Source organism: Rhodoflexus sp., assembly GCF_053489755.1.
The window spans coordinates 1-24,252 of record NZ_JBRCHD010000040.1 but is presented as its reverse complement, the minus strand read 5'-3'; the positions used below and the strand labels follow the sequence as shown (position 1 = coordinate 24,252).

33 protein-coding genes are annotated in these 24,252 nt (G+C 47.4%); 7 read left to right on the top strand and 26 right to left on the bottom strand.

What is annotated here, in order from left to right; translation table 11 throughout:
• Window positions 1–26: 26 nt before the first annotated feature.
• The 19 genes from ACWIP2_RS09095 to ACWIP2_RS09005 all read right to left on the bottom strand — a co-directional run bounded on the left by ACWIP2_RS09095 (window position 27) and on the right by ACWIP2_RS09005 (window position 10,712).
• Entirely contained in the window at window positions 27–668 is a 642-nt protein-coding gene (locus ACWIP2_RS09095) for a hypothetical protein (RefSeq protein ID WP_448519613.1), read from the bottom strand.
• A 23-nt stretch (window positions 669–691) separates the two neighbouring features.
• On the bottom strand, window positions 692–820 hold the full coding sequence (locus tag ACWIP2_RS09090; RefSeq protein WP_448519612.1) for a hypothetical protein: 129 nt from the start codon (window positions 818–820) through the stop codon (window positions 692–694).
• Between the two features lie 159 nt (window positions 821–979).
• Window positions 980–2,035, bottom strand: coding sequence for a hypothetical protein (locus tag ACWIP2_RS09085; RefSeq protein WP_448519611.1), 1,056 nt, complete (start codon window positions 2,033–2,035; stop codon window positions 980–982).
• 38 nt (window positions 2,036–2,073) lie between these two features.
• Window positions 2,074–2,943 (bottom strand): hypothetical protein, encoded by an 870-nt coding sequence (locus ACWIP2_RS09080; RefSeq protein WP_448519610.1) that lies wholly within the window; start codon window positions 2,941–2,943, stop codon window positions 2,074–2,076.
• A complete protein-coding gene (locus ACWIP2_RS09075) occupies window positions 2,943–3,689 on the bottom strand; it encodes a hypothetical protein (protein ID WP_448519609.1) in 747 nt (248 codons plus the stop codon). The genes ACWIP2_RS09080 and ACWIP2_RS09075 overlap by 1 nt, the downstream gene beginning before the upstream one ends.
• Window positions 3,643–4,068, bottom strand: coding sequence for a hypothetical protein (locus tag ACWIP2_RS09070; protein WP_448519608.1), 426 nt, complete (start codon window positions 4,066–4,068; stop codon window positions 3,643–3,645). The genes ACWIP2_RS09075 and ACWIP2_RS09070 overlap by 47 nt, the downstream gene beginning before the upstream one ends.
• Complete coding sequence (locus ACWIP2_RS09065; RefSeq protein ID WP_448519607.1) at window positions 4,049–4,513, bottom strand: hypothetical protein; 465 nt, start codon at window positions 4,511–4,513, stop codon at window positions 4,049–4,051. The genes ACWIP2_RS09070 and ACWIP2_RS09065 overlap by 20 nt, the downstream gene beginning before the upstream one ends.
• A gap of 53 nt (window positions 4,514–4,566) precedes the next feature.
• On the bottom strand, window positions 4,567–5,058 hold the full coding sequence (locus ACWIP2_RS09060) for a hypothetical protein (protein ID WP_448519606.1): 492 nt from the start codon (window positions 5,056–5,058) through the stop codon (window positions 4,567–4,569).
• Window positions 5,033–5,566 (bottom strand): N-acetylmuramoyl-L-alanine amidase, encoded by a 534-nt coding sequence (locus tag ACWIP2_RS09055; RefSeq protein ID WP_448519605.1) that lies wholly within the window; start codon window positions 5,564–5,566, stop codon window positions 5,033–5,035. Before ACWIP2_RS09055 ends, ACWIP2_RS09060 begins: the two co-directional genes overlap by 26 nt.
• On the bottom strand, window positions 5,547–6,200 hold the full coding sequence (locus ACWIP2_RS09050) for a hypothetical protein (RefSeq protein WP_448519604.1): 654 nt from the start codon (window positions 6,198–6,200) through the stop codon (window positions 5,547–5,549). The genes ACWIP2_RS09055 and ACWIP2_RS09050 overlap by 20 nt, the downstream gene beginning before the upstream one ends.
• A gap of 210 nt (window positions 6,201–6,410) precedes the next feature.
• Complete coding sequence (locus ACWIP2_RS09045) at window positions 6,411–6,716, bottom strand: hypothetical protein (protein WP_448519603.1); 306 nt, start codon at window positions 6,714–6,716, stop codon at window positions 6,411–6,413.
• Window positions 6,717–6,807: 91 nt separating this feature from the next.
• Entirely contained in the window at window positions 6,808–7,041 is a 234-nt protein-coding gene (locus tag ACWIP2_RS09040) for a hypothetical protein (RefSeq protein WP_448519602.1), read from the bottom strand.
• Window positions 7,031–7,378 carry a hypothetical protein gene (locus ACWIP2_RS09035; protein WP_448519601.1) on the bottom strand — a complete coding sequence of 116 codons (348 nt, stop codon included), beginning with the start codon at window positions 7,376–7,378 and terminating at the stop codon, window positions 7,031–7,033. Before ACWIP2_RS09035 ends, ACWIP2_RS09040 begins: the two co-directional genes overlap by 11 nt.
• 25 nt (window positions 7,379–7,403) lie before the next feature.
• On the bottom strand, window positions 7,404–7,757 hold the full coding sequence (locus ACWIP2_RS09030; RefSeq protein ID WP_448519600.1) for a hypothetical protein: 354 nt from the start codon (window positions 7,755–7,757) through the stop codon (window positions 7,404–7,406).
• Between the two features lie 29 nt (window positions 7,758–7,786).
• Complete coding sequence (locus ACWIP2_RS09025) at window positions 7,787–8,224, bottom strand: hypothetical protein (RefSeq protein ID WP_448519599.1); 438 nt, start codon at window positions 8,222–8,224, stop codon at window positions 7,787–7,789.
• A 777-nt stretch (window positions 8,225–9,001) separates the two neighbouring features.
• Window positions 9,002–9,460, bottom strand: coding sequence for a hypothetical protein (locus ACWIP2_RS09020; RefSeq protein ID WP_448519598.1), 459 nt, complete (start codon window positions 9,458–9,460; stop codon window positions 9,002–9,004).
• A gap of 259 nt (window positions 9,461–9,719) precedes the next feature.
• Window positions 9,720–10,277 carry a hypothetical protein gene (locus ACWIP2_RS09015; RefSeq protein WP_448519597.1) on the bottom strand — a complete coding sequence of 186 codons (558 nt, stop codon included), beginning with the start codon at window positions 10,275–10,277 and terminating at the stop codon, window positions 9,720–9,722.
• 34 nt (window positions 10,278–10,311) lie between these two features.
• A complete protein-coding gene (locus ACWIP2_RS09010; RefSeq protein WP_448519596.1) occupies window positions 10,312–10,479 on the bottom strand; it encodes a hypothetical protein in 168 nt (55 codons plus the stop codon).
• Between the two features lie 5 nt (window positions 10,480–10,484).
• Complete coding sequence (locus ACWIP2_RS09005; RefSeq protein ID WP_448519595.1) at window positions 10,485–10,712, bottom strand: hypothetical protein; 228 nt, start codon at window positions 10,710–10,712, stop codon at window positions 10,485–10,487.
• 109 nt (window positions 10,713–10,821) lie between these two features.
• Here ACWIP2_RS09005 and ACWIP2_RS09000 point away from each other — a divergent pair, with 109 nt between their 5' ends.
• Together ACWIP2_RS09000 and ACWIP2_RS08995 are read left to right on the top strand one after the other, a co-directional pair.
• On the top strand, window positions 10,822–11,247 hold the full coding sequence (locus ACWIP2_RS09000; RefSeq protein WP_448519594.1) for a helix-turn-helix domain-containing protein: 426 nt from the start codon (window positions 10,822–10,824) through the stop codon (window positions 11,245–11,247).
• 284 nt (window positions 11,248–11,531) lie between these two features.
• Window positions 11,532–12,644, top strand: coding sequence for a phage integrase SAM-like domain-containing protein (locus ACWIP2_RS08995; RefSeq protein ID WP_448519593.1), 1,113 nt, complete (start codon window positions 11,532–11,534; stop codon window positions 12,642–12,644).
• A 67-nt stretch (window positions 12,645–12,711) separates the two neighbouring features.
• Here ACWIP2_RS08995 and ACWIP2_RS08990 read toward each other — a convergent pair whose 3' ends face one another.
• The gene (locus ACWIP2_RS08990) at window positions 12,712–13,011 is read right to left on the bottom strand and encodes a hypothetical protein (protein WP_448519592.1); all 300 of its coding nucleotides are present in this window, start codon (window positions 13,009–13,011) and stop codon (window positions 12,712–12,714) included.
• 209 nt (window positions 13,012–13,220) lie between these two features.
• On the opposite strand from ACWIP2_RS08990, the gene ACWIP2_RS08985 reads away from it, so the two are divergent.
• Genes ACWIP2_RS08985 through ACWIP2_RS08975 form a run of 3 tightly spaced genes read left to right on the top strand, consistent with a single transcriptional unit; the run spans window position 13,221 to window position 14,302 of the window.
• The gene (locus ACWIP2_RS08985) at window positions 13,221–13,445 is read left to right on the top strand and encodes a hypothetical protein (RefSeq protein WP_448519591.1); all 225 of its coding nucleotides are present in this window, start codon (window positions 13,221–13,223) and stop codon (window positions 13,443–13,445) included.
• The gene (locus tag ACWIP2_RS08980) at window positions 13,427–13,831 is read left to right on the top strand and encodes a PIN domain-containing protein (protein ID WP_448519590.1); all 405 of its coding nucleotides are present in this window, start codon (window positions 13,427–13,429) and stop codon (window positions 13,829–13,831) included. The genes ACWIP2_RS08985 and ACWIP2_RS08980 overlap by 19 nt, the downstream gene beginning before the upstream one ends.
• A gap of 12 nt (window positions 13,832–13,843) precedes the next feature.
• On the top strand, window positions 13,844–14,302 hold the full coding sequence (locus ACWIP2_RS08975; protein ID WP_448519589.1) for a helix-turn-helix domain-containing protein: 459 nt from the start codon (window positions 13,844–13,846) through the stop codon (window positions 14,300–14,302).
• Window positions 14,303–15,300: 998 nt separating this feature from the next.
• Here ACWIP2_RS08975 and ACWIP2_RS08970 read toward each other — a convergent pair.
• The 6 genes from ACWIP2_RS08970 to ACWIP2_RS08945 form a co-directional block, all read right to left on the bottom strand.
• Window positions 15,301–15,894 (bottom strand): hypothetical protein, encoded by a 594-nt coding sequence (locus tag ACWIP2_RS08970; RefSeq protein ID WP_448519588.1) that lies wholly within the window; start codon window positions 15,892–15,894, stop codon window positions 15,301–15,303.
• Between the two features lie 302 nt (window positions 15,895–16,196).
• Window positions 16,197–16,964, bottom strand: a complete 768-nt coding sequence (locus ACWIP2_RS08965; protein WP_448519587.1) for a LytR/AlgR family response regulator transcription factor — start codon at window positions 16,962–16,964, stop codon at window positions 16,197–16,199.
• Entirely contained in the window at window positions 16,961–20,464 is a 3,504-nt protein-coding gene (locus ACWIP2_RS08960; RefSeq protein ID WP_448519586.1) for a ligand-binding sensor domain-containing protein, read from the bottom strand. The genes ACWIP2_RS08965 and ACWIP2_RS08960 overlap by 4 nt, the downstream gene beginning before the upstream one ends.
• Before the next feature lie 63 nt (window positions 20,465–20,527).
• Window positions 20,528–21,487, bottom strand: a complete 960-nt coding sequence (locus ACWIP2_RS08955) for an NAD(P)H-dependent flavin oxidoreductase (protein WP_448519585.1) — start codon at window positions 21,485–21,487, stop codon at window positions 20,528–20,530.
• Window positions 21,484–22,242 (bottom strand): GAF domain-containing protein, encoded by a 759-nt coding sequence (locus ACWIP2_RS08950; protein WP_448519584.1) that lies wholly within the window; start codon window positions 22,240–22,242, stop codon window positions 21,484–21,486. Before ACWIP2_RS08950 ends, ACWIP2_RS08955 begins: the two co-directional genes overlap by 4 nt.
• Before the next feature lie 24 nt (window positions 22,243–22,266).
• Window positions 22,267–23,166 (bottom strand): fructosamine kinase family protein, encoded by a 900-nt coding sequence (locus ACWIP2_RS08945; protein WP_448519583.1) that lies wholly within the window; start codon window positions 23,164–23,166, stop codon window positions 22,267–22,269.
• A gap of 141 nt (window positions 23,167–23,307) precedes the next feature.
• Between ACWIP2_RS08945 and ACWIP2_RS08940 the strand changes: the two genes are divergently transcribed.
• A complete protein-coding gene (locus ACWIP2_RS08940; RefSeq protein WP_448519582.1) occupies window positions 23,308–23,616 on the top strand; it encodes a hypothetical protein in 309 nt (102 codons plus the stop codon).
• On the top strand, window positions 23,570–24,244 hold the full coding sequence (locus ACWIP2_RS08935) for a nucleotidyl transferase AbiEii/AbiGii toxin family protein (RefSeq protein ID WP_448519581.1): 675 nt from the start codon (window positions 23,570–23,572) through the stop codon (window positions 24,242–24,244). The genes ACWIP2_RS08940 and ACWIP2_RS08935 overlap by 47 nt, the downstream gene beginning before the upstream one ends.
• Window positions 24,245–24,252 lie beyond the last annotated feature (8 nt).

The window sequence follows — 24,252 nt, the reverse complement described above, 5'->3', positions numbered from 1 at the left end:
ACAAACCTAAACTTTATTAGCGATTACTATTTACCGATCAGCGGATTGGTGCGCGACATTTCAACCGCAGAAACACCGCGAAGGATGTTGATGAGGTTGGCACGTGCTTTAATTTGAAAGCGGATGGTGATAGTTTCGTTAGCCAGCACCGGTACCTCCAGCTTTGTGTTAGGCGTAACGCCCAGCTCAAAAGTCGGGTCGATCAGGTGTTTGGTGTCCTGCTCCTTGTTGCCTTTCCATGTGATTGGCAAAATAGGCTTTACGCTTTCAGCACCGGCACCGATTGGCTTCTCAACAGCTTTCCACTGCTCGTTGCGCTGCGCATCGGTGGTTACGATATAGCTCACGCCCTCAATCAGGAATGCTCCCATCGCCTTGATTTGCTCGCGCAGTCGGTTATGCGTACCACCTGCCAAGTCCACCTCTACGTTAGTAGGCTGTGGAGACTGGTCGATAGCATCAAACAGGATGGCAGTCGCCTTTGCTGTGCCAGTGTTTCTAATCGTAAAAATCAGCGTTTCTTCTCCTTCAGGAATGTTGCGCATTTTGCCAACTCCACCAAAGTTAGAAGCGCTGACTTTGTTACTGAACAGCATATCTTCGCTGTTGAAGTTTGAAAACTTACTGTTTGATTCAGCCTGCATTGCTAAATTTTCAATTTTGCTCATTTTGTCAAAAATTTGTTGTTTGATTATCCTCTGAATTTATTATTTACCCAGCGAGCGTATCCGAGTGGCTTCGCCAAAACGATAAACAGCAGGGCTGCGGCAAGCGCCACCAGCGCCGTAACGCCGTATTCCTTCAATTGATTTGAGTCCATGCCTTCTGTATTTTTTTGATATTATTGAGATACAAAAATATACGGTCGATTAAAAGGCTTAAAGGGAAAAGCGCCTTTAAAACGCCCTGAAAATGTCTTAAAAAAAGGCTAAGATTAGCCTCTGGTAAAGGGAAAGTAACCCCTAAAGGTGCGGCAGATTCAGCGTTTCGGGTTCTTTGTGACATAGCCCCATCTCATTGTGCGTTGTGTAGTCCTTACTATGTCTATTAAATCACCTTTATTAATAGGAATGCGAAGCAGTCTGGAAATCGCATAAGCACCAAGCCCTAACTGAGCCATTTCAACAACTTTATCTTCGGTACTTTTATTAGATTTCATTACTTTAATAATCTCTTTTTTAGCTTTTTCAATAACCTGCTGGTCAGTAAACCTCATCACAGATGTAGATGTATTACCAAACTCATCAATTAGCCCTAAGTCATTATACTTTTGACGAATTTCACTTGATGTAATACGTAATATCGACCCAGCTAATAATGAACTGCTAACGTAAGGATAAGTTGCCTTTATTTTTTCATCTATGCTGCGATGTTTGCTCGCAGCTTTTTCTGCCAATTTCAAACGCGCATAAAACGTGTCAATTTTTGCGTAGCCCGTTTCTTCTATATAGTCAAACAATTCTTGTGGATTTGTAGAGAAGGCTCTTGAATCGATAAAAGTTTCCTCATTACTGCTACTGCTTTGCGAGTCGTTTTTGTTAGTAGTGGAAGCAGTCCTTGTGCCGGCGCTGCGTGAACCACGCCCTTGTATAGCCTGCCGAGCGTGCCCTACGGACATCCCCAGCAGTCTGGCGATTTCGGAAGTGCCAATACCCAAAGCAGCCAGCTTACGAGCCTTTTCCGACTTTGTGCCGAAACCTTCTGTAATTGCAAATATTTGCCGTGAATTATCGGGGTTTACTGTTGCGCGTAAATTTGCGCTTCGGGTAACTATACGCTCGGTATTGGTTGCAGGTTGGGCTGCGTTCCTGCCCACGCGGGCTGCTTTGCCTCTGAGCGCTTGCTCGTACTGTCCCTGCGAAATAGTAAGCCATTGAATGATTGATTTTTTGGAATATCCGGCAGCGTGCAGCTCTCTTACTTTGGCTGCTTTGCTGATTTGTTTTCTCAAAATTTCAAGGTATTGTGCCATCGCATTTTTTTCACACAAAATAAAAAGCCCCTTCGCTGCATCAGGCAGCAAAAAGGACTTCAAAAGGCGCAATAGTTGCCTAAAAATGGAACAAGAAAAGGTTATCCTGCCATGTACCGCAAGTGGCGCTCTGTCCACTCCTTTTGTGCCATTGTGCGCAACTTCTGAGCGTTGGTTTTCGGGTTGCGCTGCGCAATCTCAAACTGCTCGGAAGTGTAAGCAGACTGGTTTTTGTACAGGTACTCGGCGCAGGCTTGGCGGAACTCGTCCTCTGTATATTTTCCCTGTATCAATTCCTTGTCAGCGTGAACGTACACGAAAAAACGGTTTTCGCCTTCCCTGTAACGCCTGTTTACCAAGTTCTGGGCTATTTTGAAAAGCTGATAATTCGGCACGCGGTCTTTGTACCGGTCTATCTCATCCAGTTGCTTGTGGAAGCGCACAATCTTTGCAGCCTGAAATAGCTGCGGCGATACGAGGCTAAGGCTTTGCAGGTGGATGATAATATCCAAGTTGCTGTGGCGGAAGGTTAGCAACTTGCTTACAATGTCAGTATCCAAGAAGTTTTTTATATAGCTTCTGGTGTCCTCCAGCAGGAGCAGTCCGTTTTTGTAGGTTTGCAGCAGCGTAATTGCGGTGTCTAACTTTTGCTGGATGGACATCGGCTGCCCTGCTTTGGTATAACCGATTACGCGGTAAATGCTGCGCACGCCTTTTTTATTTGCCTCAACCACCTTCCGCAAGGCTTCGGAGCGCTTGCGTGGGTTCTCTTCTTCAATGTCAAAATCCAGCACCGGAATAAAGCCGTAATGTTCCGCTTCATTGTTGGGGTCGAATATCAGCACGCTGCCGCCTCGCCAGCCTGTGGCAGGGTTGGGAACGATGTACTTCTTTATCTCCAGCAAGGTCTGGTGGCTTTTGCCGACTCCGACGTGTCCGGTGGCCAGCACCAGCATACTTTCGCGAGCCATTATTTGCCTCCTTTCTCTTTGGCTTTTTCCAGTGCCTGCCGGATTTCCATGCGTACCGATTTTACTTCCTGCATGTAGGCAGTAACGTTGCCTACGTAAATCAAGCTCACATAGCCTATTGTTGTAAACAGTTGCGCTTCTGCACCAAGAATCGCATTTGCGCCTCTGTGCCGGATATAATCTGCGATCGCATCCTGGAGCATTGCCTGCTCTGGTATTTTGGCAGCGTCTTTACTGCGCTCGTTGATTTGCCGAACGGACTTCAGTACGCTGTCATCGGGCAAAATTCCTGCGCTGGTGGCTTGGATAATTTCGCCTTCCGGAATCTTGAGCAAAAAGTGGAATACTACGTTACTGATTACGCCATCAACAATGCTCACGTACATTTTGGCATTTGCGGCAGCCTTGCTGCGCAGCGTGCTTGCGTCTATTTCGCTTTCGGCGTCAGCGAGCAGGCTGTCCAACTCGTCTTCCGCCGGTGGCGCAAAGGACATCGGCTCGGCTTCGACCTCCTCCGCCTGCTGGCGGATAACGTCTTGCAGCTCTTCATCCACCTCCCGAACAGGCGGAACAAACTCATAAAATGGCTTTCGCTTAGGTGGAGGCGACCATGCCTCATCGCTGTCGGCTATTTCGGATTCCATATCCGACAAATCGTCCAGACTTGCTACGGTTTCCGCGTCGGGCAGGCTGTAATCCCTAATGATTTTCTCCTCCGCCACCAGCGGCGATACTATTTCGCTCATGTTCTAAACAGTTAAGTAATTTTTGTGCGGCGCTAATGAGTGCTTCAGCCTCTCTCCGCATGACTGAGTAAATACCACGTTTGCCAACTGCACCGTCGATCTGCCTGCCGTGTTTACGAATTTGTTTTTTTACTGAACCGACCGACATACGAGTTTTTTGCGCAATAAAATCCGCATCAAAACCGATTGCGTTAGCGCAGTACATTATCACCGTTTTGGCAAATGTGAAGTTGTGCTTTCGGTTGAACAAAATGTCAGCAACAGGCATTTCCTTATGCTTGGAGTACTGCTCCAGCATGAAATCCCAGACAATTTCTGTTTCTCTTTTTTGGTTGATACTCAGGTGTGCGCTCAGTTCATCAGCGCACTCCTGCATCACCTGCTGTAAGTATTTTTGCCGGCTTTGGCTCATGTTCAGGGTTTTCCTCGGTATAGGTAATACGGATAATAAACTCCTGTACTGCCTTTTCTAAATCTTCATTTTTAATCATAGAGTCCAGCAGTAAGGACTTGAGGTCGTCGGAGTAAGTGTAGTAGTACGGTCGTGGGGAAATACCTTTTTTTGATACGTGATGGAAGGCAAAAACAAGGTCGCTGCATGCGTCGTCTAAGCTCACAATCATAACGATTCGCTGCTCGTGCAGCTGCTCTTGTCTGGTAAAGAAATGCCGGATATGCCCAAAAAAGCCTGTAAGCATATTGTTAATGGCAGACAAGTCATCTCTGGCGATACTGTAAACGGTCTGCGCAGCTTTTACCTGTTTGCCGGCTACCATATCGGCCAGCAGCGCTGTTAATTTGGGCAGATGCTTTAAAAAATTCATGTGCTAAGTTACTGATTTTAAGTAAAATGTATATGTATTGTTAAACAAAAACTTTATGCTCTGCCGATTTCGTAGTAAGGGAAAAGCCTGCCTTTTTTGCTGATGCGCAATGAGTGAACAACCTCAGTTTTTTCTGCAAGCAGTTTGCTGACATCATATCCCGCATCGCGTAACTCCCATATTTTCAGGGTTTTTTTGCGCGAGCGCAGGAAGTTGATGAGAATTTCAAACTTTACGTCTGTTTCAGTTGCAGGCTGCGCGTGTTCGGGTGCTTGCTCTTCCGGCTTTGGCTCTGATTCCGGCTCTGGTTCGGCTATCAGCACGGGATGTTCTTTTTGCTTGGCAAACCACACCTGCAAATCGCGATGTGTCTGGATGTCTAACAAGCGGTAAGCATTCGCAGTCCGCGATACTTCTTCGTATAGGTTTTCTTCAGCGAGGTCTATCTCATATGCCTCTAACACTTCGACGGCATCTTTAAGCGCAGTCGGCAGTTTTTCGCGGTCTATGCCGTAATGATTAAGATAGTCTAATGCCTGACTCATTTTTTACGCGAGGGATATTGAAGCGGTTGATATTGAAGTTGTCGTGCTGATAGATCCTGTTAGCCGGTATGCCCAACGTGGGCAGGAAACGACGCGCATCCAAGCAAGGGCACATTTTAGCTGCTACCTGATTGTGTCCCAAAAAAGTGGCGTTCGGATAATTGATCTCATACCAGGTAAGCACGTTCTGCAGGCTGCGCAGTTGCGGCTCCGTCATGTTTACGACTGCATTGCCTTGCCTGTCTATGCCACCGATCCATGCAATGTGGATCGCATTTACGTTGGCAAATATTCGTCCGTTCGGATCAACGAAAGTGCGCGTGCCGTTGGCAGGCAGTTCGTTGTCTACCAGCCTTTTTACTGTGCCGTTGGCTTCAACGGCTACGTGATAGCCTTCCCTGCTCCATCGTAGGGTTTTCAAAAAATAATCTCTGAGCGCCTGCCAGCCCCAGCTCTGAGGAGAGGCGGTGCAATGCAGTATGATAAAATCAACTCGTCGTCTTTGCATTTTCTAAATGATGAAATAAAGCGTGAATACTTGGGTGAAGGTTTTTCGCTGGGTCGCGTGGGTCGGTTAATTTTTGGAGGCTGACTAACATTTCTTTTGCAGAAGTGAGCATCTGCGCTGCGGTTTTGTCTGCCTGCCATGTGTCCTGCCTTTCGGCAATTTCAACAGCGTATTTTAGCACAGGCGCGAGCCGTGTGCAGGCGTAATGGACAGGCGATGCTTCGTCGGGTGCGTAACGTTCTGGCAAAGGCTGCGCCTCGTTGCGGATAAGCGGCGTAATGCGTCGGTATGCAGACACGGCATTTGTCCGGTTCAAAGCGAGGCTGGAGGGCTGTTTTTCGGGCAGGCTGGGCGCTGACACAACTGCTTCCTGAATCGGCTCATGCTCGGACGCAGAGGGTTGCGGCAGCGCAGCCGCCACCTGTGGAAGCGCATCTAACCTGCGCGTCCATTCTTCCACATCCAGACAGATGTATCGCGCTTCCAAGCGCATCCCCAGCGCTTCTGCGATTGGGGCAGGCAGTCGGTCGGCAAAGGTAACAGCCACCTTCCCTTTGCTTCTGGAGTTGGCTTTGGCAGCCACACCGGTGCGCTGCTCTACCATTTTTCTGATTTCTGATACTGTTATTGGCATAGCACAAAAAAAGCGCTTCCAAACACGTGGAAGCGCTAAATATGGCGCAAAAGAGGCTGCGAAAATGGCGCTATATTGAGCGCTCGCAGTCCTTTATAGATTCAATATAAGACTTCAGCCGCTTACTGCCCTTCTGGTTTGGGTTTTACGACCTTCCAGAATGGCTTTCACCATCGGGGTACTAAATAGAATCGGCTTGGTTTTCATCGCTCAAAACAGTTTAGGCTGTACGACTTCGGGCGACTTAGCCGACTCCTGCCCGAATGCAGCGAGCCATTTATCAACCTCTTTTTCTGCGCTTTTGGCTGCTGCCAGTTGCTGGTTGCCACGGGAGCGGAAGTATAAATTCTGCGCTTCTCTCATTTTGCGGATGCGCTGCGGAAGTTCAAAGTTTAGCAGTTCGGTAAACTCGACGCGCTGCGCAATTTCCGCGTCCTGCGCCTGCGGATGCGCTTTGGAAGCGCAGCGAAGCGCTTCCTGTTCCGACTGCGCTGCTACGAAGCATATGCGCATCATTTCGGACTCGTAATAGGTAACTACAAATATTGATTACATGGTGGTGGTGGTTTTATCCGGCTGAGCCTGCACCCAGCCGGACGATGGTGGATTAAGCGTATTGCCATTCATCGGCAGGGACTGCCATTTTGATTTCCGTTGTCCGGATGCGGACGAAAACCTCCCCTGCCCCATTGGGAAGCAGTCGGAACTGCTCGTCGGGGATTTCGTCGGTGCGCAGGTTCGGGTATTTTTCAGACAGAGAGGCTGCGGACATTGCTAATTGCGCCAGCCAGCTTTGGTACACGCGCTGGCTCAGGACGATATTATCTAAGTCAATAATCATTGCGCACCTCCTTGTTGAAAATCTCCAGCAGTGCGATTGCTTTCGGAAGCGCGTCCAGACGCGCAGCGTATAGCTGCAAATGCGCTTTTTCTATGATGTCAATGCTTTGGTAAAATTGCATCTCAGCCTCGGCGCTGATGCCTCCCTGCGCTGCATACAGCCTGCGGAGCATATCGGCAAGCTCGCTGCGGAGTTGGTTGATGCGGTTTTTGAGCAAGGTGCGCCGGATGGCTTCGTTCTGATGGTGGAAGTCGTCTAATGCCGTTACCAGCAGCTCTGAATAAACAAATATTTTAATTGCAGCCTCGGCTTGGCTGCGGTTGAGGCGTGGTTTCATGGTGGTTATCTGTTTTTGGGGTGGATTAAGCAGATTCCGTGCGGCGCATTTCGATATAATCGCGGTAAAATTCGATGTGCTTTGAAAGGTCTCTGAGATGTCTAATCGCTTCTTCGATATTTGACTCTATTTTGCGAATTTCCTCTTCAACTACTGCACCTGAGCGGAAATCAGTGTTTTTGAAAACGATAAAATAACGGTATTCAGAGTTTGAGCTTTCTTTTTCAATATTCATTGAAAAAGGCAAATCGAACTCCGACGCTCGCTTTGAAAAGAAAAGTTTAGTGAGGGATTCGTGAATCCCTTCTACAAAAATCTTTGTCTCAACTGACTTTAAGCAGTAAGACATGTTTGGTGCGTAAACGATGGTGTGTTCCATGGTGGTTTCTCTGTTTTGATAGTGGATAATTACTTCTGAAGTTTCGGGTTGTTATCAATGGCTTTGGCTATGAAGGCGTTCACTTCTCCGACTGCGAAGCGCTTATCGGAGCGCATCCTATGGACGATGTTTGTAAACTCTTCCCAGCTGCTTATTTTGGCGATGTAAGGCTTGGACATCATCGTATCCAAATTGGGGAGCCTGTCTTTCGGCTGTTGTGTTTTTTGTGGCTGCAAGTCAGGTCTTAGCCCAAGAATCTCTTGTATTTTTGGCTTTTCAGGATTTTCCACTCCGCAAAACTCTAAGGAAGACATATAAAACTCATTGAAAATATCAGCTAATGGCTGCATTTCGGCTTTGGAAAAATTATGAAGCATGGCTGGCGAGAATCTGTATCCATTAGGCATAAGCGTTACTATGTGGAAGTCGTCTTTTTCGTCTAAGGAGGTAATCCTGTAAATCTCCATCCACTGCATGGTTTTTAGATAGCCATTATTGATCAGCAATCTCCTCAGAACTGCCCTTAGTAAAAGGGTTTTGTCATGCGCAAAGGGTTCGGCTTGGCCCGCAGGCTTGGAGTATCCAATTAGGATGTCCCCATTATAGCGGCAGATCCGATGCTTGTATGTGCTGCCGCTTCTTTCAAATTGCGCGAATTTCATTTTTTTCGCGCTGTCGGTTTTTTCACTGTACATTGTTAAACGGATTTGAGTACAAGAACATTTTTTTTGAACGGTTATCTTATTTAAGGATAACACATTGCTTGCCGCTGAACAGTTACATGGCGGTTACCAAAAAAAATCGCCGTTTTCTGAGAAAAATCAAGGCGATGCCAGCCCTCATTTTTGAGGGTTTTTTTTAGGCATTCCATGCCTGTAAGGGCAAAAAGGAGCGTTTGAGCCACCTGCTGCGCACCGTGGCTCTGGTGCGCAACGTAAACGCTAAAAGTCTGGTTAGCAGCGCTTTATGCTGCAAGTTTACGTTCCGTTTCGGCACATAGCAAGCGATTCCGGAACTATTTTTAATGGTATTTTTAGTGGCGCTGATGAACGTTTTGAAGCCTAATTGCGCCTGGCTTCGTGGCGCAGCAGAAGCCTTACAATCCTGCTGCAAAAGGTGCGCGAAAAAGAACGTGAGGCAGGGTGCGCAGCCTGCTTGGTGCAAAGTAAAGGAAGCTCCCCTACCCTGCTGCCGGTATCCCCAAGGACGCGGCAATTACTAAACTACATTAATCAGGTGCAAATTTAGGCTTGCTCCGGCGCGTACACGTTTAATCGTGTCGCAGATAAGTCCTCTAAAGGCGCTCCAAAGGAGGCTTCAGGTTCAAGTTCTTCTTTAAGAAAGAAGCCAACTTTCTGGTAGCAATAGGCTGCTATTTCGTTTTCAGAGGTCGGGTATATGAACGCCGCTACTGCGATTGCTTCTGCGGTTGAAAGCGCAAAAGATGCGACCAGATGCGGGTTTTTGAGCGCTCTGGAAGCGCATCTGATAACTGCTTTGCGAGCGCTCTCCAAAAGCCCACGCGCTGCCCATGCACCGCCTGCCGCACGAAGCGTGGGGTTGTTGGTCGTGGTGTGGCTGGCTGCTCCCAGCGCCTCTGCTATGTCGTACAGCAGGTCGGTATATTGCTCAAGGGTGAAGTTTACTTTTGCCATGTTAATTGCGGAATTTTCGTTGGTAATAAAGCCTGATAACTGCGACACGTTGCATCGTGTATGCGAGGTCGCCTTTTTTAATCCTCATCAGAAATTGTATTTAAGGTCGTTTATTTGTTAAATTTTGAAAATTTTCTGCCCGTTTTATGCTCGTGGTAAGCGTACCTGCAAGCGTCAGAGCAGTAGATATGGCGCGCTGTTTTTTTGTGGAACGGTTTTCCACAATTTTTACAAAGCGTCGGTTCAATTATGAACTCATAGCTGGGTTTTGAGTCCCTGCGGGATGTTGGAACTTCCGGCAGGGTTGCTAAAAATTTCCGATGTCAAATTCATAGTCCGGCATTTTGCCGTTCGTTTTGCGCTCAGGCGGAGGTGGAGCAGTAGTGCTGCCTGCTGCCACGTGGTGTTGGCGCTTCTGCTTCAGCTTTCGCGCCTGCCTGCGGATGTTGGCTTCTATCTCAAATTCATCCTCTTCGGTTTCTTCGTTGGCTATTCGGTGTGTGGTATGAGCTACCATGAGGGGACAAACAACCCCTAAAATTACAACGGCAAGGTTCTCCATGTGCCAGTCGCCCCAGTTCCAACTGATGGTACTAATTTGCGAATATACACCCAGCGAAATGATAATTGCAAGAACAGCCAATCCCCAGCTGATGAGTGCTTCGCGGCGCATACCGTACACGATAATTGCCGATAGGAGTCCGAAAGAAAGGAAAAGAGAGGCAACGTGGTTGAATGCGCCCCAGTCGGGACGGAAGGCAAGCATAAACTTGTAGAACAAGCTCTCAAAATTTGAGAGTTCTACCAGCGCAAAGCAAACCAGCAAAATGCTGAGACCTATTTTGGATTTTAGCTTATTAATCATTTTTTGCCTCCTTCCTTTAATTTGTCGAATTGTATCATACTGCATCTTTTTTACGGTGAGAGACCTTTAGTCCAACGGCAGCCTTCGGTTGATCTGGTGGAGGATCTGGCTGCTGGCGAGGTTGACGAAACGCGACAAACGCGACGATGGCAACCACTGCGACGATAGCGAATAAAAACGCTGTCAGGATGATAGTTTCCATAGTTTTTAGTATGGGAGTGGCACTCCCTTATATGTGCCTTGCGATTCGGATTGGTCTTCTGCAACCTTTAATTCAATCGGAGGGAGCGATTCCAGATGCAACTTCATTACGTCCTCCACATATTTGGCAGGGCTAACACCCTGTTTTAAAGCGGCGAGGCGTATGTTTTTTAAAACCTCTGCATCAAAGTCCCAGTGGACTTTTGCAATAGTTTTATCTATTTTTTTGCTCATCGGGGTATTTTGATTACTTTTGGTACTGAAAGTACTTTTAATACTTTCTCTTTGCAAAACTACGAAAACAATTTTAAATAGCAAGAACTACGAAAACTTTTTTTTCGCTATGGAAACAATAGAGAGAAATATCCGAAAGTTAGCCGCACTTAAAAGTTTAACTCTCAAAGAGTTATCTCAAAAAGCGGGAATCGCTGAATCTACATTACATATGCTGTTTAAGCGTGGGGAGGCTTCTACAAAGGTTATTTTAAAAATAGCCGAGGCGTTGGAGGTGGATATGGAGCGGCTGTACGAAAACGATGGCTTTGCTATCAAAGCTACGAAAAAACCGCAAAGCTCTGCAAGCGACGACTTGCTGGCTGCAAAGGACGCGCTAATTGAGGAGCTAAAAAGGGATAAGGAGTTTTTGAAGTCTCTTTTAGCTGAGCGATTAGGAAGGCTGGAGGATAGATTGGGTGCGGTGGGAAAGACTGAGGCCGCCACCGTCCTGGAACTGTATCCGGAAAAGAAACCGCTAATGAAGGTGTCTTAGAAGGGTACATATACGGTGGCGGCATGAAAAAAGCCGCTGGCGGGTATTTAAACTGCAAAAGTTACAGTCCCGTCTCCGCCGCTACGAAAATTGGTTTTGAGCCCATGTTAAAGCCCCTACAACACGCATTGTAAGGGCTTTTTTGTTGGTTATCAGGCTGTTAGATTTGGGTGTAAAATTCGGCTACACCTGCAAAAATCGGATACAGTGGTGTAACCTGTATGCCTCAAACTTGCACGCTACCTTTGCGCCCCTTAACTTCATATCAGCTTTATTATAAAAAAATGAATGTGTTATTTCTGTGCAGAAAGATGCCCAAAGGTACAAGCGTAATCTATTGCCGCATTACGATTGCCGGAGAGCGGGCGGGTGACTTTAGCACGGGCGTTAAAGCGCCAACAGAATTATGGAACGCCAAAGCGCAACGATTCGACGCGCCGCCCAAAGGCAGTGGGCGGGCTGTTTTGTTGGAAGCCAACACCCGGTTAGAGCAGATTTTTGCCGAATTACACAACCTTTACAACAGCCTCACCGCAGGAGGCAAACACGTAAGCGCAAAAGCCGTAAAAGAGGCGTACCTCACACCCGTTCAAACGCTTACGGCAGTCGCACAAGCCTACCTCAAACAACAGCAGGCGCTTGCGGCGGCGGGCAAATTGAGCAAAGCGACGCTGCAAACTTACACCGCCAAAAACAACCTTTTGCAAGAGTTTGCGCCCGACGCACAGCTATCGGAAATCAATACGGCATGGATGCGCAAATATGAAAACTGGTTGCTGGCTAACAAGCGGTTCGGAATTGACCATGTGGGGCGCAATTTGGGCTATGTAAAAATGCTGATGCGCTATGCAGTAGGGGAGGAGCTACTGCCGTACAGCGCAGTAGAACACTACAAAGTGCAGCGCGGCAAGCCCGATGTTCCCGTTTTCCTGACCGAACAGGAGTTAGACCGCATCCGCAAATATACCGACGACAGCCGCTCCATGCTGCGGACACGGGACTTGTTCCTGTTCCAGTGCCTCACCGGGCTTGCATACGTGGATTTGAAACAGGTCTGCGCGGCAAATATCAGCGTGGAAGATGGGCGGCGCTGGTTGCGTATCAAGCGCCAAAAGTCGGGGGAGTACTCCATTATCCCGCTGCTGCCCGAAGCGGAAGAAATTTTACAGCGCTATAACAATGTGCTGCCTATCCCATGCCTGCAAATCGTCAATCGGCGGCTCAAAATAATTGCTGCGGAGTGCCACATTAACAAGCCATTGAGCAGCCACATTAAACGCCTGTTGGGTGAGCCTAAAAGAACGTTTCGCGGTCGGTCGCTCCGCTTGGCGCAAGGTTGGGGCAAAACCCCTACCCTGCCGCCGGTATCCCCAAGGAAGCGGCAATTACTCTTTTAAGTCTTCCGGTTCAAGCTCTTCTTTAACATAGAAGCCGACTTGCTGGTAGCAATAGGCTGCTACTTCGTTATCGGAGGTTGGGTATATGAACGCCGCAACCGCGATTGCTTCTGCGGTCGAAAGCGCGAAAGGAGCTATCAGATGCGGGTTTTTGAGCGCCCTGGAAGCGCATTTGATAACCGCCTTGCGAGCGCTTTCCAAAAGCCCACGCGCCGCCTGCCGCACGAAGCGCAGGGTTGTTGGTCGTGGTGTGGCTGGCTGCTCCCAACGCATCTGCTATGTCGTACAGCAGGTCGGTATATTGCTCAAGGGTGAAGTTTACTTTTGCCATTAATTTAAGAATCTCTACAGGCTGTATGAAGCGCATGTTACGCGATTTTCCGCCTGCCGGGCGGCTTGCGCGTCCCGAACCATCCTGCAATCAGCAAAAGGATGATAATTATGAGGGGTTCGGGCTACATATTTCTATGTATTAATTAACTTGCTGCAATATTAATAAGTAGAAATTTAACTTCCAACACTTTGGTTTTTTTTTATTACAATTTGTTAATACCTTTGTGTAAGATTATTTCGGTTATGGAAACAGAAACGGTAGTAGTTCGCGTAAAAAAGAGGAAAGGCTCGGCATTGCTGGCTTTTCTGTCCACACTGGACTATGTGGAAGTGGAAAAGCCCGAAAATGCCTTTGTGCCGGGTAAATTCAGGCAGGGCGAAAAGCCTTCCGATTTTGCAGGTACATGGGCTGATGATGAACGAACGGCAGAAAGTATCAGAAAGCAGGCATGGGCAAGAAAATCGTAATGTGCGATACAGGTGTAGTCCTGAAAGCGCTAAGGGGCGATGCGCAGGTTTTGCGGGAAATAGATGAAATCGGCTTCGCAAATTTGGCAGTGAGTGCGGTTACAGTGGCAGAATTGTATTATGGTATGCGCAAAAATGAGGCACGAACAACCAAAGCATTTCTGGGTAAGATGGGGCTGTTTCATATAGATAAGGCAACATCTGTACGGTTCGTTGATTTGTTGTTGGCTCACCGCAATCGCCTGCAAATACCCGATGCCCTTATTGCCGCTACTGCACTGGTGCAAGGCGTAGAGCTTTACACATTCAACACCAAAGATTTTGAGTTTATAGAAGGAATCCGGCTATACAAACCTAAAAGCTGGCATTCTGTGGATTTAACTTAAAAACGACAAGTTATGGAGATCCATTTTAAAGGAGAGTTGCTGCGAAATCTGGTAGAGGAGGCGCAAAGAAAGAGCGGCAAAACGCAATTAGAGATACTGGCTGAAATAGGCATTACAGGAGTTGCGTTTTGGCGTTATACAACGGACGGTAAAAACCCTGATGTAATCAGTCTATCTAAAATAGCGCGCTATTTTGGGTTGAGCCGGGACGCTTTTTTCGATGATTCGGATGGGGGAAATCCGGCCGCTTCGCCAAGCGCATTGGCAGATGTACCGCAAAAAAGAGGGCGCAGGCGCGGTCGTATTCGGGTAGGCGAGGAGCAGTTAAATTTGCTTTCGCAGGAGATTAAGGAGCTTAAAATGCAGCTTTCGGAAGTGGTAAAAACGCTCAGCCGAAAGATTAGGGTGCAATTGAGGGAGCGGTTTGCAGCCTTATGGGTTGCAAATTCGGTTGCACCTATTTATGCGTGAGGTATAAATCGCTCAAAATCAATTGTATAGCTGTGAGGGTTCGATCCCCGTCTCCGCTACTTTTTTTATGCGTTTTATTGCTTCTTTCTGCTACTCTATAGCTCTCAAAACGCTTTAAATTAGAGGTTCTGGCTGAAGAAAGCAAGATTAAATTTAATTAGCGGCATAGCTTGGCATATAGCGTCAGTCAAGTTATGTCGTTTTTTATTGGCTGCCAAAAGCTGCATTTCTACATAGTCTTCCCAAAAGCACCTTGAGGAAGGACAAATCCCCAAACCCGAAGGAACTATGTTCAAATGCAAGCCAGAGAGATTGCATATGGGTAGCATTGAAATCAGTCCTGCCCTTTTTCTGCTCTGTAGGAGCTATACAGGTAATTGGTGAAGTTCTTAATGAAGCAATGGAACAAGAGGGCTATACTACCGATATTGAACCTGTTTTTACATAAAAGGGCGTGTAAAAGGGCGATTATTAGGATTTTTAGAATTTAATACACTGATAATCAACTACTTGAATGTTTTAATTTGTAACTATGTAAGCCTGCGCTTAGTTGAAAATTTTCAAAAATCTACGACTAAGTCTTCGACGCCTTCAAAGGTGGCATTGGTCAGCGGACAACCCGGTAGCTGCTCTACACTTTTTATCGCTATTCAAATTATGAAAAATACTTGCCGCTTTTGCTTAACTTTATGTGTGATTTTGGTGCAAAATAAGACAAGTAATTGATAATCAGCAACCAAAAGTCTAATACTTACGTGGTGCAACAGAACATAACACATCCTCTTAGGTTTGCATTAGCAATATCAAAGGGAAGAACTTGAAGAAAAAATAAGAGAGCGATACCCTGAGTTAAAAACTCGTTCTGAAGGTAAGGGTCGCCCTCTTATTATCCGGAAGTTTGAACAGTTCCTTTAGAATGTGCAAGTAATTGACAGTCAGCAAGTAACTAACACGAACCTCAAGGACATGACACGCTTTAATTTGACTGAATACTTGCGTCAATCTAGTAATCCGCCCCCTACTGTATCGTTTGGCACTGTTTCCTTATCGCGCAGGCGGCTGCCAAAGAAGCCTGTATGTACGTGCCATGTTCTTTGCAGGTAGCTGCGGCGATGCAGCGATCTGGTGAATAATAATACAGGATCTGTATCAGGCTCAGGCGCAAAAGTAGCACAAGGCGGCGCTTCTACTACCACAGCCTGCTGATGGGCAGCCTTGAAAGCTGTCCACGAGGGATAACCCACATAAATTGCCAGCATATTGCCCGGATTTTCCTGAAAAAAGTCGCCGGGCTTATTATTGTTGATCAGGCGTTTAATCGTCGTAATAGATAGCTGCGGTGCGCCTTTCAATTCAGGATGCGCGGCTTTGAATACCTTAGTAATATCTGTCTGTAGCTCATTTACCAGCGCAGAGAAGCGGCGTTTCTTACGGCACATCTCCAGCGATTCGCCAAATTTAGGCTCCCACTTCTTTTGCCAGTCTTGTTCTATTTTTTCTTTGAGCTTCTGGCACATCAGCAATACAAAAGGAGCATCCACTTTCAAATGCTTGCGTGTATTGAAGTTTTTAGGTGGTACAAATTTTGGCATGATTAGATTAAGTTAGATTGTTGCAGAAATACCAGTAGAAAGGGTAGCATGAGGAACTATACAAATCTTGCATAGTAATGAGGGCAGCGAGATAAAAATCGAGATGCAGCGAAGCATCCGCGAAGGCAAGCAGTCAGAATCGGCGTTACGGCGACCCTTGATTAGTCAAGGAAAGAGTCATAAAAAATCATCTTATATCGCATTTACGTGGTTGATAATGCAAAATATAAGCAAAAAATGTATCCTAAAAATGCTTTTTCGCTTCCTGTGGTAAACAGTAGATTTGCTGTGGTAAATAGTTTTTATATGCCGAGCGAGCGTAAAAAAGCGTCTTTGTAAACCTTGCCGATAGGAAAAGCTTTGTCGTAGCCCTTCAAAAAGACCTCGTTTCTATTGTAACTTGCTAGGTAGTTGACATTGATGATATAGCTGGCATGTATGCGCAGGAATACATTGCCCAGATTCAGATGTGGGAACTGGCTGATCAGCCGGTCTCTGAAACCGCCTAACGAGATATGTTCTTGATTCTTATATTTTTCCTCACCTGCAATCATCAGGGCGATGCGCCCCACCGCCCCGGGTTGAGTTTCCATGTACACGATATTTGCCAGACGGATGATTTTTTGCCGCCTGTTAACGGTGAGGGTAATTGTTGCGGTTTCGTAGGCAGGCAGCGCATCTCTTCTGATATGCTCCTCCACTTTTATCAGGGCGCTTTGTAAACTGGACCAATGCCCTTTGACAACGAGTGCGTAGTCGCTGCTGAAACTCTTGTTGGCTTGCTCTAAAATCGCCTTGTCGCTACCAAGCGCAGAGATGAAAAGCACGCGAATACCGTGCAACTGATTTAAAAAATCAGCGACTTTCAAGCCATCCAGATTGTTAATATCTCCCCCGCTGAGGCGCAGGTCTATAATGGCCAAGTCGGGCTTTTGTGCCGCCGTGCTGATCCACAGGCGGGTTTCAGCATCGGTAAGCGTATGACCGACCACCTCATAACCATTTCTGTTAAGAAAATCAGCCAGCTGGCGAGCAACCACAGGCTCATCTTCTACGATCAGCACTTTCATGGCAAGGAAGATTTCTGAACTGTTAGCTCAAAACAGGCGCCGTTATCATTGTAAATGTGTGGAACGGCTCTCATATCGCTGCAAGAGCGGTATAAATCGGTGAGCGCTGTTGCTCCCTGCCGCACGATAGCTTCAGGATAGCCTTTGCCATTGTCGCGGTAGAGCAGTTTCCAATAATCATCGGACTGGACAACCGCCAGACTGATGGAAGGCTCTTCCCCGTTAGTGGTTTGCAAATACTTTTCTGCGTTGTGGTAAAGTTCTACGAGCACCCGCCCAATTCCTCTGTTCTGTGTCTCGTTTACCTGTACTTTATCAAGGCGTTCAATATTGATTTTTACCCTGAACCCGCTGAATGTAGCAATATTCCTCAACGCATGTACCATTTCAGTTAGTAGTTGCTGTATCTCATGTTCGTCGCGTCCTTTTGTTAAGGCATCTTCGCTGTAGTGGAAAAAACTTGTCAAATGCCCGCGCATGGCCATATTCATAGCAAACTTTTCTAAAATATCTTTGGCACGAGGGTCATTGGTACGCCCCCTTGCCTCTTTGAGCAGTTGCTCAAATACGGCTGAACTATGGATGACCGAGTGTGCTAAGCCCTTGTGTATCTTGTAGATAGTCGCATTTTTTTCTTCCAGTTCTATGTTTTTTTCTTCTAACTCTACTTTTTTGCTTTGCAGATCGGCTGCAAGCGCATTTATTCTCTCATTACTTTCTCTGAGATTTTCTGCCTGCCGCTCAATTTCTTCTTTTTGCATAAGCAGTTCCTCATTAGCTTCCTGCAACTCTTTTGTGCGTGCGGCTACTGCCTCTTCCAGCCTTTGTTTGTCGGCTTCCAACTGGCGTACCTTGACTTTGGCTCTGTAGTTTGTGTATCCTACAGCTCCGACTCCTGCTAATAGCAACAAGGGCAGCACAATGTACTTATTCAAATACCAAGGCACACGGATGGTGAGGTAGAGGCGGGCAATATCGGCGCTGCTGCTCCAAGGACCGGGCGCGGCAGAGGCGCGTACTTCCAGCACATATTCACCAAAACCTACGCGCGGCAAATTGAGCGTATTGTTGTTGCCCATGCTTACCCACGAGGTATCGGACTTGTTGCCGATATTGAACCAGCCGTTGTCTTTCAGTATCAGGCGGTACTCGTAGCGGTTGTTATTGGGTGCGGTAAGGTCTAAGGCAGCAAAAGTAAATTGCAGGTCGTTCTCGTCAGACGCCAGATTAATTGCCTTGCGAAATTCTATCGCGCTGTCCTGTGGTACGTAATCCCTGTTGAGTACTTTCAGGTGCGTAAGCACTACGCGGGGCGCGATTTTGTTTTGCCGTGCAATCACGCTGTCGGGATGAAAATAATTGAAACCATTGGCGCCGCCGACAAAAATTTCACCGCCGCTGCTTTTGAATATCGCATTGTTATTAAAACCGCCGCTTTGCAGCCCGTGATGATAGGTATAGTAGGTAAAATCACCCGTGCGCGGGTTGAGGCGACACAAACCGTTTTGCGTAGCTACCCAGAGAAAGTCTTTGTCATCGTCTTCAATAGCAGCAATGTAATTATTGGGAAAGTTCTGAAAGCGCTCAAAAGTGTCGTCCTTTTTGAGGCGATTCAGCCCATTTTCCGTACCTACCCAAAGTTCGCCCGCCCGGCTGAAGAATACCGTCTTTACGTTGTTACTTGAAAGCGAATTCGGATCCCTGGAATCATGCTGTAATACATTGTTGAAATGCCTCATTTGGCGGTCAAACAGATAGACTCCGCGGTCTTGTGTAGCTACATAGATTTTATCGGGGCTGATAGCCAAACTCATCAACAGTCCGCCCCTAATACCATCATGCGGCTCCGGAAAGTTGGCCACATCTTTATGGATTGGATAACGGGTGAACTGTTGGGCGCGCGGATTGTAACACGCCAAATCTAAGCCCATGCCCCAGTCAATGCTCCAGATGTTGCCTTGTTCATCGGCTTTGACGTGGCTAAGGAATGGCAAACAGTGTTTATATAAAGCCTTAACATATTCAGCATCTTTTGGGTCTGCGTTGCGCGTTACCAGCGACAAATAAGCGGCTTGTTTGCTCTTAGGATTGATTTCATACAAACCTGCGCCCCAAGTGGCGGCATACGCCCGATTATTTTGATGAACTATGCTGCGAGTTTCTATCATATTGCCAACTTGTTTATCCTGCGGAATCGGCAGCGCAACAGTCGTATAGTCATTAGCCGCTCTGTTCCACACGGAGATTTTATTTTTCGTTCCCATCCAGATATTTCTTTCAGCATCCTCGGTAATAGAAAGAATATCGCGATTGGACAGCGTAGCTTTGCCGGTAACAGAGCGCGGATACTCATGGTAAAACAGTGGACGTGAGGGGAAATAAGACAAGCCGTTTTCTGTGCCTACCCAAATATTCCCTTTGCTGTCTTTGTACAAAGCGACGATGCGGTCGTTTCGGAGGGTAGTGTTGTCAAAAGGATTGCTCGTATGGTTGATGTGTTTTTGAGCGCGAAGATTTATCTCTTCCAACCCCGCATAAGAACCTACCCAAATGGTATGAGTTTCGCGGTCATACAAAGCGCAAAAAGGAGTAGAGATCGGTAATAGATAAGGCGCATCTTTTAAACTTAAAGTACGCGTATTTTTAAGATGCTTGGGCAATGTGGTAAGTTGTACTTTTTGCGTATGTAAATCATACCGCATGGTAGAGTCGCCTAGATCGCCGCCAAAATAGTAAACGATTCCCTGTTCATCATGGGTCATCACGCTTAGGCGACCGCCGGCGGGTAGCCCTTCCCCCTGATGAACTTGCACCAAGCAATCGCGGGCTTTGTCGTATTTGATGAAGCCGCCTGCGCCATAGACTTCGCCCTTGTATTCAAATAAATTGTGGAAAAAATAACGGTCGGGTTGCGTTCCCGCTTTTCGGTTGCTTTGGAAACGCAAAGTGTATGTTTGGATGCTGTCCGTTTTGATGCGGTACGACTGGTAGGCAATCTCTGCGCCGTCTTCATAAATACCCTTGCTATCTTTCACCCACCATATGTTCCCTTCGCTGTCGGCAAATAAGGGATGGATGGCAGCCGAAACAGGATATTCGTAGGGCAGCGGATAGCGTTTCCATTGCTTCAAAACGGGGTTGTATCGGTTCAAGTGCCTGACGCTCATTGCCCAGATGTTGCCCTTGCCGTCTTGTGTGATTTGAAAGATGTTATTTCCTGCAATAGAATTTTCGTTGTTGGGGTCATGCTGAAAAACCTGCATATTTCTGCCATCGTACCGCGCCAGACCTGCATCTGTTCCTATCCACAGAAAGCCTGTTTTGTCTTCAAAAATAGCGCTGATGCTATTGCTTGGCAGCCCTTCGGCAGTAGTAAGGTGGCGGAACTTGGGCGGTGTTTGGGCTTGCGCAAGTCCAAAGTGGAGCAAATATAGTATCAACAGGCAACACAAGCGCATCATGCGCAATCGCATGTAGCTTTGGTAGTAATATAAGATCATAAAGTAGTTTACTTGCTTAATTAAGCGCATTTCTGCGGCTTGAATCTATATAATGCCGACGATTTATGCAAGCAAGTGACTTAGTTTGCGGGCTTCCTGCCGGAACTCCTGCCAGATTTCATTGACTATCTGTGCAGCAGGTTTAATAGCATCTACTAAGGCAGCTACTTGACCAATTTCCAATTCTCCCTCTTGCAAATCTCCCTCAAATATGCCTTTTTTAGCACGCCCTCTACCGAGGAGGGCGCGCAGTTCCTCAACGGTAGCGCCGCGCAGTTCTGCTGTTTTTACCTGTTGGTAAAACTCGTTTTTTATCATCCGCACCGGGGCTAATTGCTTGAGTACAAGCTCGGTTTCGCCCTCTTGCAGACCGATTACTCTGGCTTTGAAGGCGGGATGTGCCGAAGACTCTTCCGAAGCGGCAAATCGCGTCCCGATCTGTACGCCCTCCGCACCCAGCGCAAAGGCTGCCAGCATTGCCGCACCTGTGGCAATACCGCCCGCAGCAATCAGCGGAATTTTGATTGCCCGCCGCACCATCGGAACGAGGCAGAGGGTGGTGGTTTCTTCGCGTCCATTGTGTCCGCCTGCCTCAAAACCTTCGGCTACTACCGCATCGACTCCCGCCTGCTCGGCTTTTTGTGCGAATTTAACGCTGCTGACTACGTGCGCCACGCGGCAGCCTGCCTCCTGCAAAGGGGCAGTCCACACAGCAGGATTGCCCGCAGAGGTAAAAACGACAGGCACCCGCTCTTCCATGATAATTGCCATGTGTTTGTCAATATCGGGATAGAGCATCGGTACGTTGACAGCGAAAACCGCCCCGGACTGCAGCGCTTCGCGGCAACGGCGGATGTGTTCGCGCAGTACGTCGGGGTACATAGAGCCTGCCCCAATGATGCCCAGACCGCCTGCATTGGCAACTGCGGCCGCTAATCGCCAGCCGCTGCACCACACCATACCCGCCTGAATGATTGGGTAACGGATGCCGAAAAGTTCCGTAATGCGGTTGCTAAAACTCATGCAGTCTGGTTAAATTCCATAAAAGTGGCCAATACATTTGCCATCAGGTAAGCGATTTGCTCCTCCTCTGCCGTCCAGATGCGGGGCGCACCTATGTGCTCATGGCACAATACGCCAATCATATCTCCCTTTACCCAAATAGGCACATCCAGCATGGAATTGATGCCCAATGGTTTCAGGTAACTCTCGCTGAACTCGCTCGTACCCGGATGTACGTGTGCATTATTGGCAGCCAGCGTGCGCTCGTTGCGGATAGTTTCGAAGTAGCGCGGGAACATATGCGCCTCTAATCGCGCTCCGGCAACGTGCTGCGAGTTAGATTTGGTGAATAAATCGCGGCAAATAATCGCCGAACGATCTTCATTATACAGCCAGACGCTCACCCGTTCTACGTTGATCGTCTGCGAAAGCAACTCTGTGATGCGATAAAACAGCAAATCAGTATTGCGCAGGTACAGTTCGCGCTGGGCAAAAAAATCGCTGAGCAGGCTGATGTTCTTTCTGCTCTCTGCCTGACCGCTTTCTGCGCTGCTTTGTGGTAAAGGAGCCGTCTGCACAAGCGTAGCAGGAGCTTTGCCAAAATCTCTGCGGATTTGCAGCATGGCGCTTTCAAATTTGGCAACCAACTCGGGTTTGTCTTCCAGAATCGTCGCTTCAATGGAGGAGACCTGCGTCATAATAGAGAGTTTTGTCCGCGCCGGCACGCCGCCCAGTTCTGTTGCTTCGCGATAAAAACTTTGTAACCGTTGTCCCATATGTGTTAGGTTTTGGGAAAATAATCAATCCAGAAATCTTTGCAAAGTTTGTTCGATACTGCTCAGGTAACTTTCCCCGAATAGGTTCAGGTGTACCAGCAGCGGATAGAGGTTGTAGATCGGTACGCGCTCGCGGAAGCCCGGCTCCATCGGCATCGCCTCGCGGTAAGCCTCGTAGAACTGCTGTTCGAAACCGCCGAAAAGCTGCGTGTAGGCAATTTCTGCCTCGCGGAAACCGAAATAAACGGCAGGATCTATCAGGCAGGGTTCGCCGCTGTGTCCGGTGATGATGTTTCCGCCCCAAAGGTCGCCGTGCAGCAGCGAGGCGGAGGTATTGGGGATCAGGTCGGGCAGTTTGTCGTAGAACCTGTCCAACTGCCGGAGCATAGCACTGTCTAACAGATTATTGTAATAGGCTAATCCTGCCTGTACGCGCAGGCGTTTTTCCACAAAAAATGCGATGCCGTCGCTCATCCATTCGTTGCTTTGGGGCAGGCTGCCAATGTAGTTATTGAAGGCCAGCCCGAAATTTTGCTGGCGGTTGCGGTGCAAATTAGCCAGACCGCGTCCGAGTTGTTCCCAATAGTCTGCTTGCCGGATCGTAGGCTCAAAAAACTCAAGTAACAGATATGCCCGCCCCTGTTGTTTGCCTGCATGAATCACACGCGGTACGGTCAGCGTTTCAGTTGCAGCCAGCAGTCGCAGCCCCCGCGCTTCAGCCTCAAACATCTCATAGGCTGCTGCCGACTCGTTGAATTTTAAAAAATACTTATCGCGGTTGGTTTGCAGCCGCACCGCATTGTTGATACAGCCGCCATGCAAAAAGTGCATGTCCTCAATCTGGTGTTCCCAACCCGTCGCTTCAAACAGTACAGACTCGAAAAACTGGTCTTGTGCATCGGTAGAAAATTCGGAAGAAAACATCGGCGCAGCAGTTTTGGGACTCTCAAAGATACAAAAGGATTGCACGGCTGCCAAAATGCGCGGGACTTTGCTTATTTTTGTTCTCAAGCCATGCAACTTTTACCCGCAAAAGATGCAAAAGCACCAAACACAGCATTTGCCATGGAAAAAGAAGAAATCAAAAAGCACCTGAAACAGGTTTTTTGGGATTTACATTGCGACCCAGAGGAACTTTATGAGGTACTTAGCAAGCAAAAAAATCAAACAGGCTATATCACCGTTGAGCGAATCTATCTCCGCCTGTTGGAAAGCTATTCATGGTATAAACTGTTGGAAATCGTCCCTTTTACCCAACTGCCTGAGATGCTTTCTGAAAACATTATCAGCCGATTAAGAGCAAACGCACTCAAAGAAAGATATAAGCATGTGGCAAGAATACTACGAAAAACAACTTTATCCGCTGCAAGATAGTGTCTTGAAATGCATGGATAGCATTCCTACCTCATTTTACCTGACAGGCGGTACAGCACTCAGCCGCGCATATCTGCATCACAGGTATTCTGACGATCTGGATTTTTTTGTTAATTACGATGATGATTTCAAGCAAAAAACCCAGCTAATCATCTCTGAGTTACAACAGCAGTTTCAAAGCCTGCACATCGCTATCGTATACGACTCATTTGCAAGATGCTTTATCAACCAAAACGGTTTACAGTTAAAAATTGAATTTGTAAATGATGTGCCATATCGTGTAGGCAAGCCCCAACCAACCTCCTTATTTTCGCAAACAGATACCATAGCAAACATCCTTAGCAATAAGTTGTCTGCACTGCAACGCAACGAAGCCAAAGACCTGGCAGATATATGGCAAATAGCTTTGCATTACTCGTTTAATTGGAAAAAAGTCATTGAAGATGCCCAAAATAAGGACATGTGGGTAGATGAATCACAGGTAATGATTGCCATTGAGCAGTTTGACTTACAGCGTCTGTCAGAAGTCAACTGGTCCATTCCTTTTGACCTTGCAGCAGCAACGCGGGATTTTGCAGTCATCGTTGAAGACCTGCTCTTTGGGCGCGACAATTCGCTGTGTGTGTAGTTTGCCAA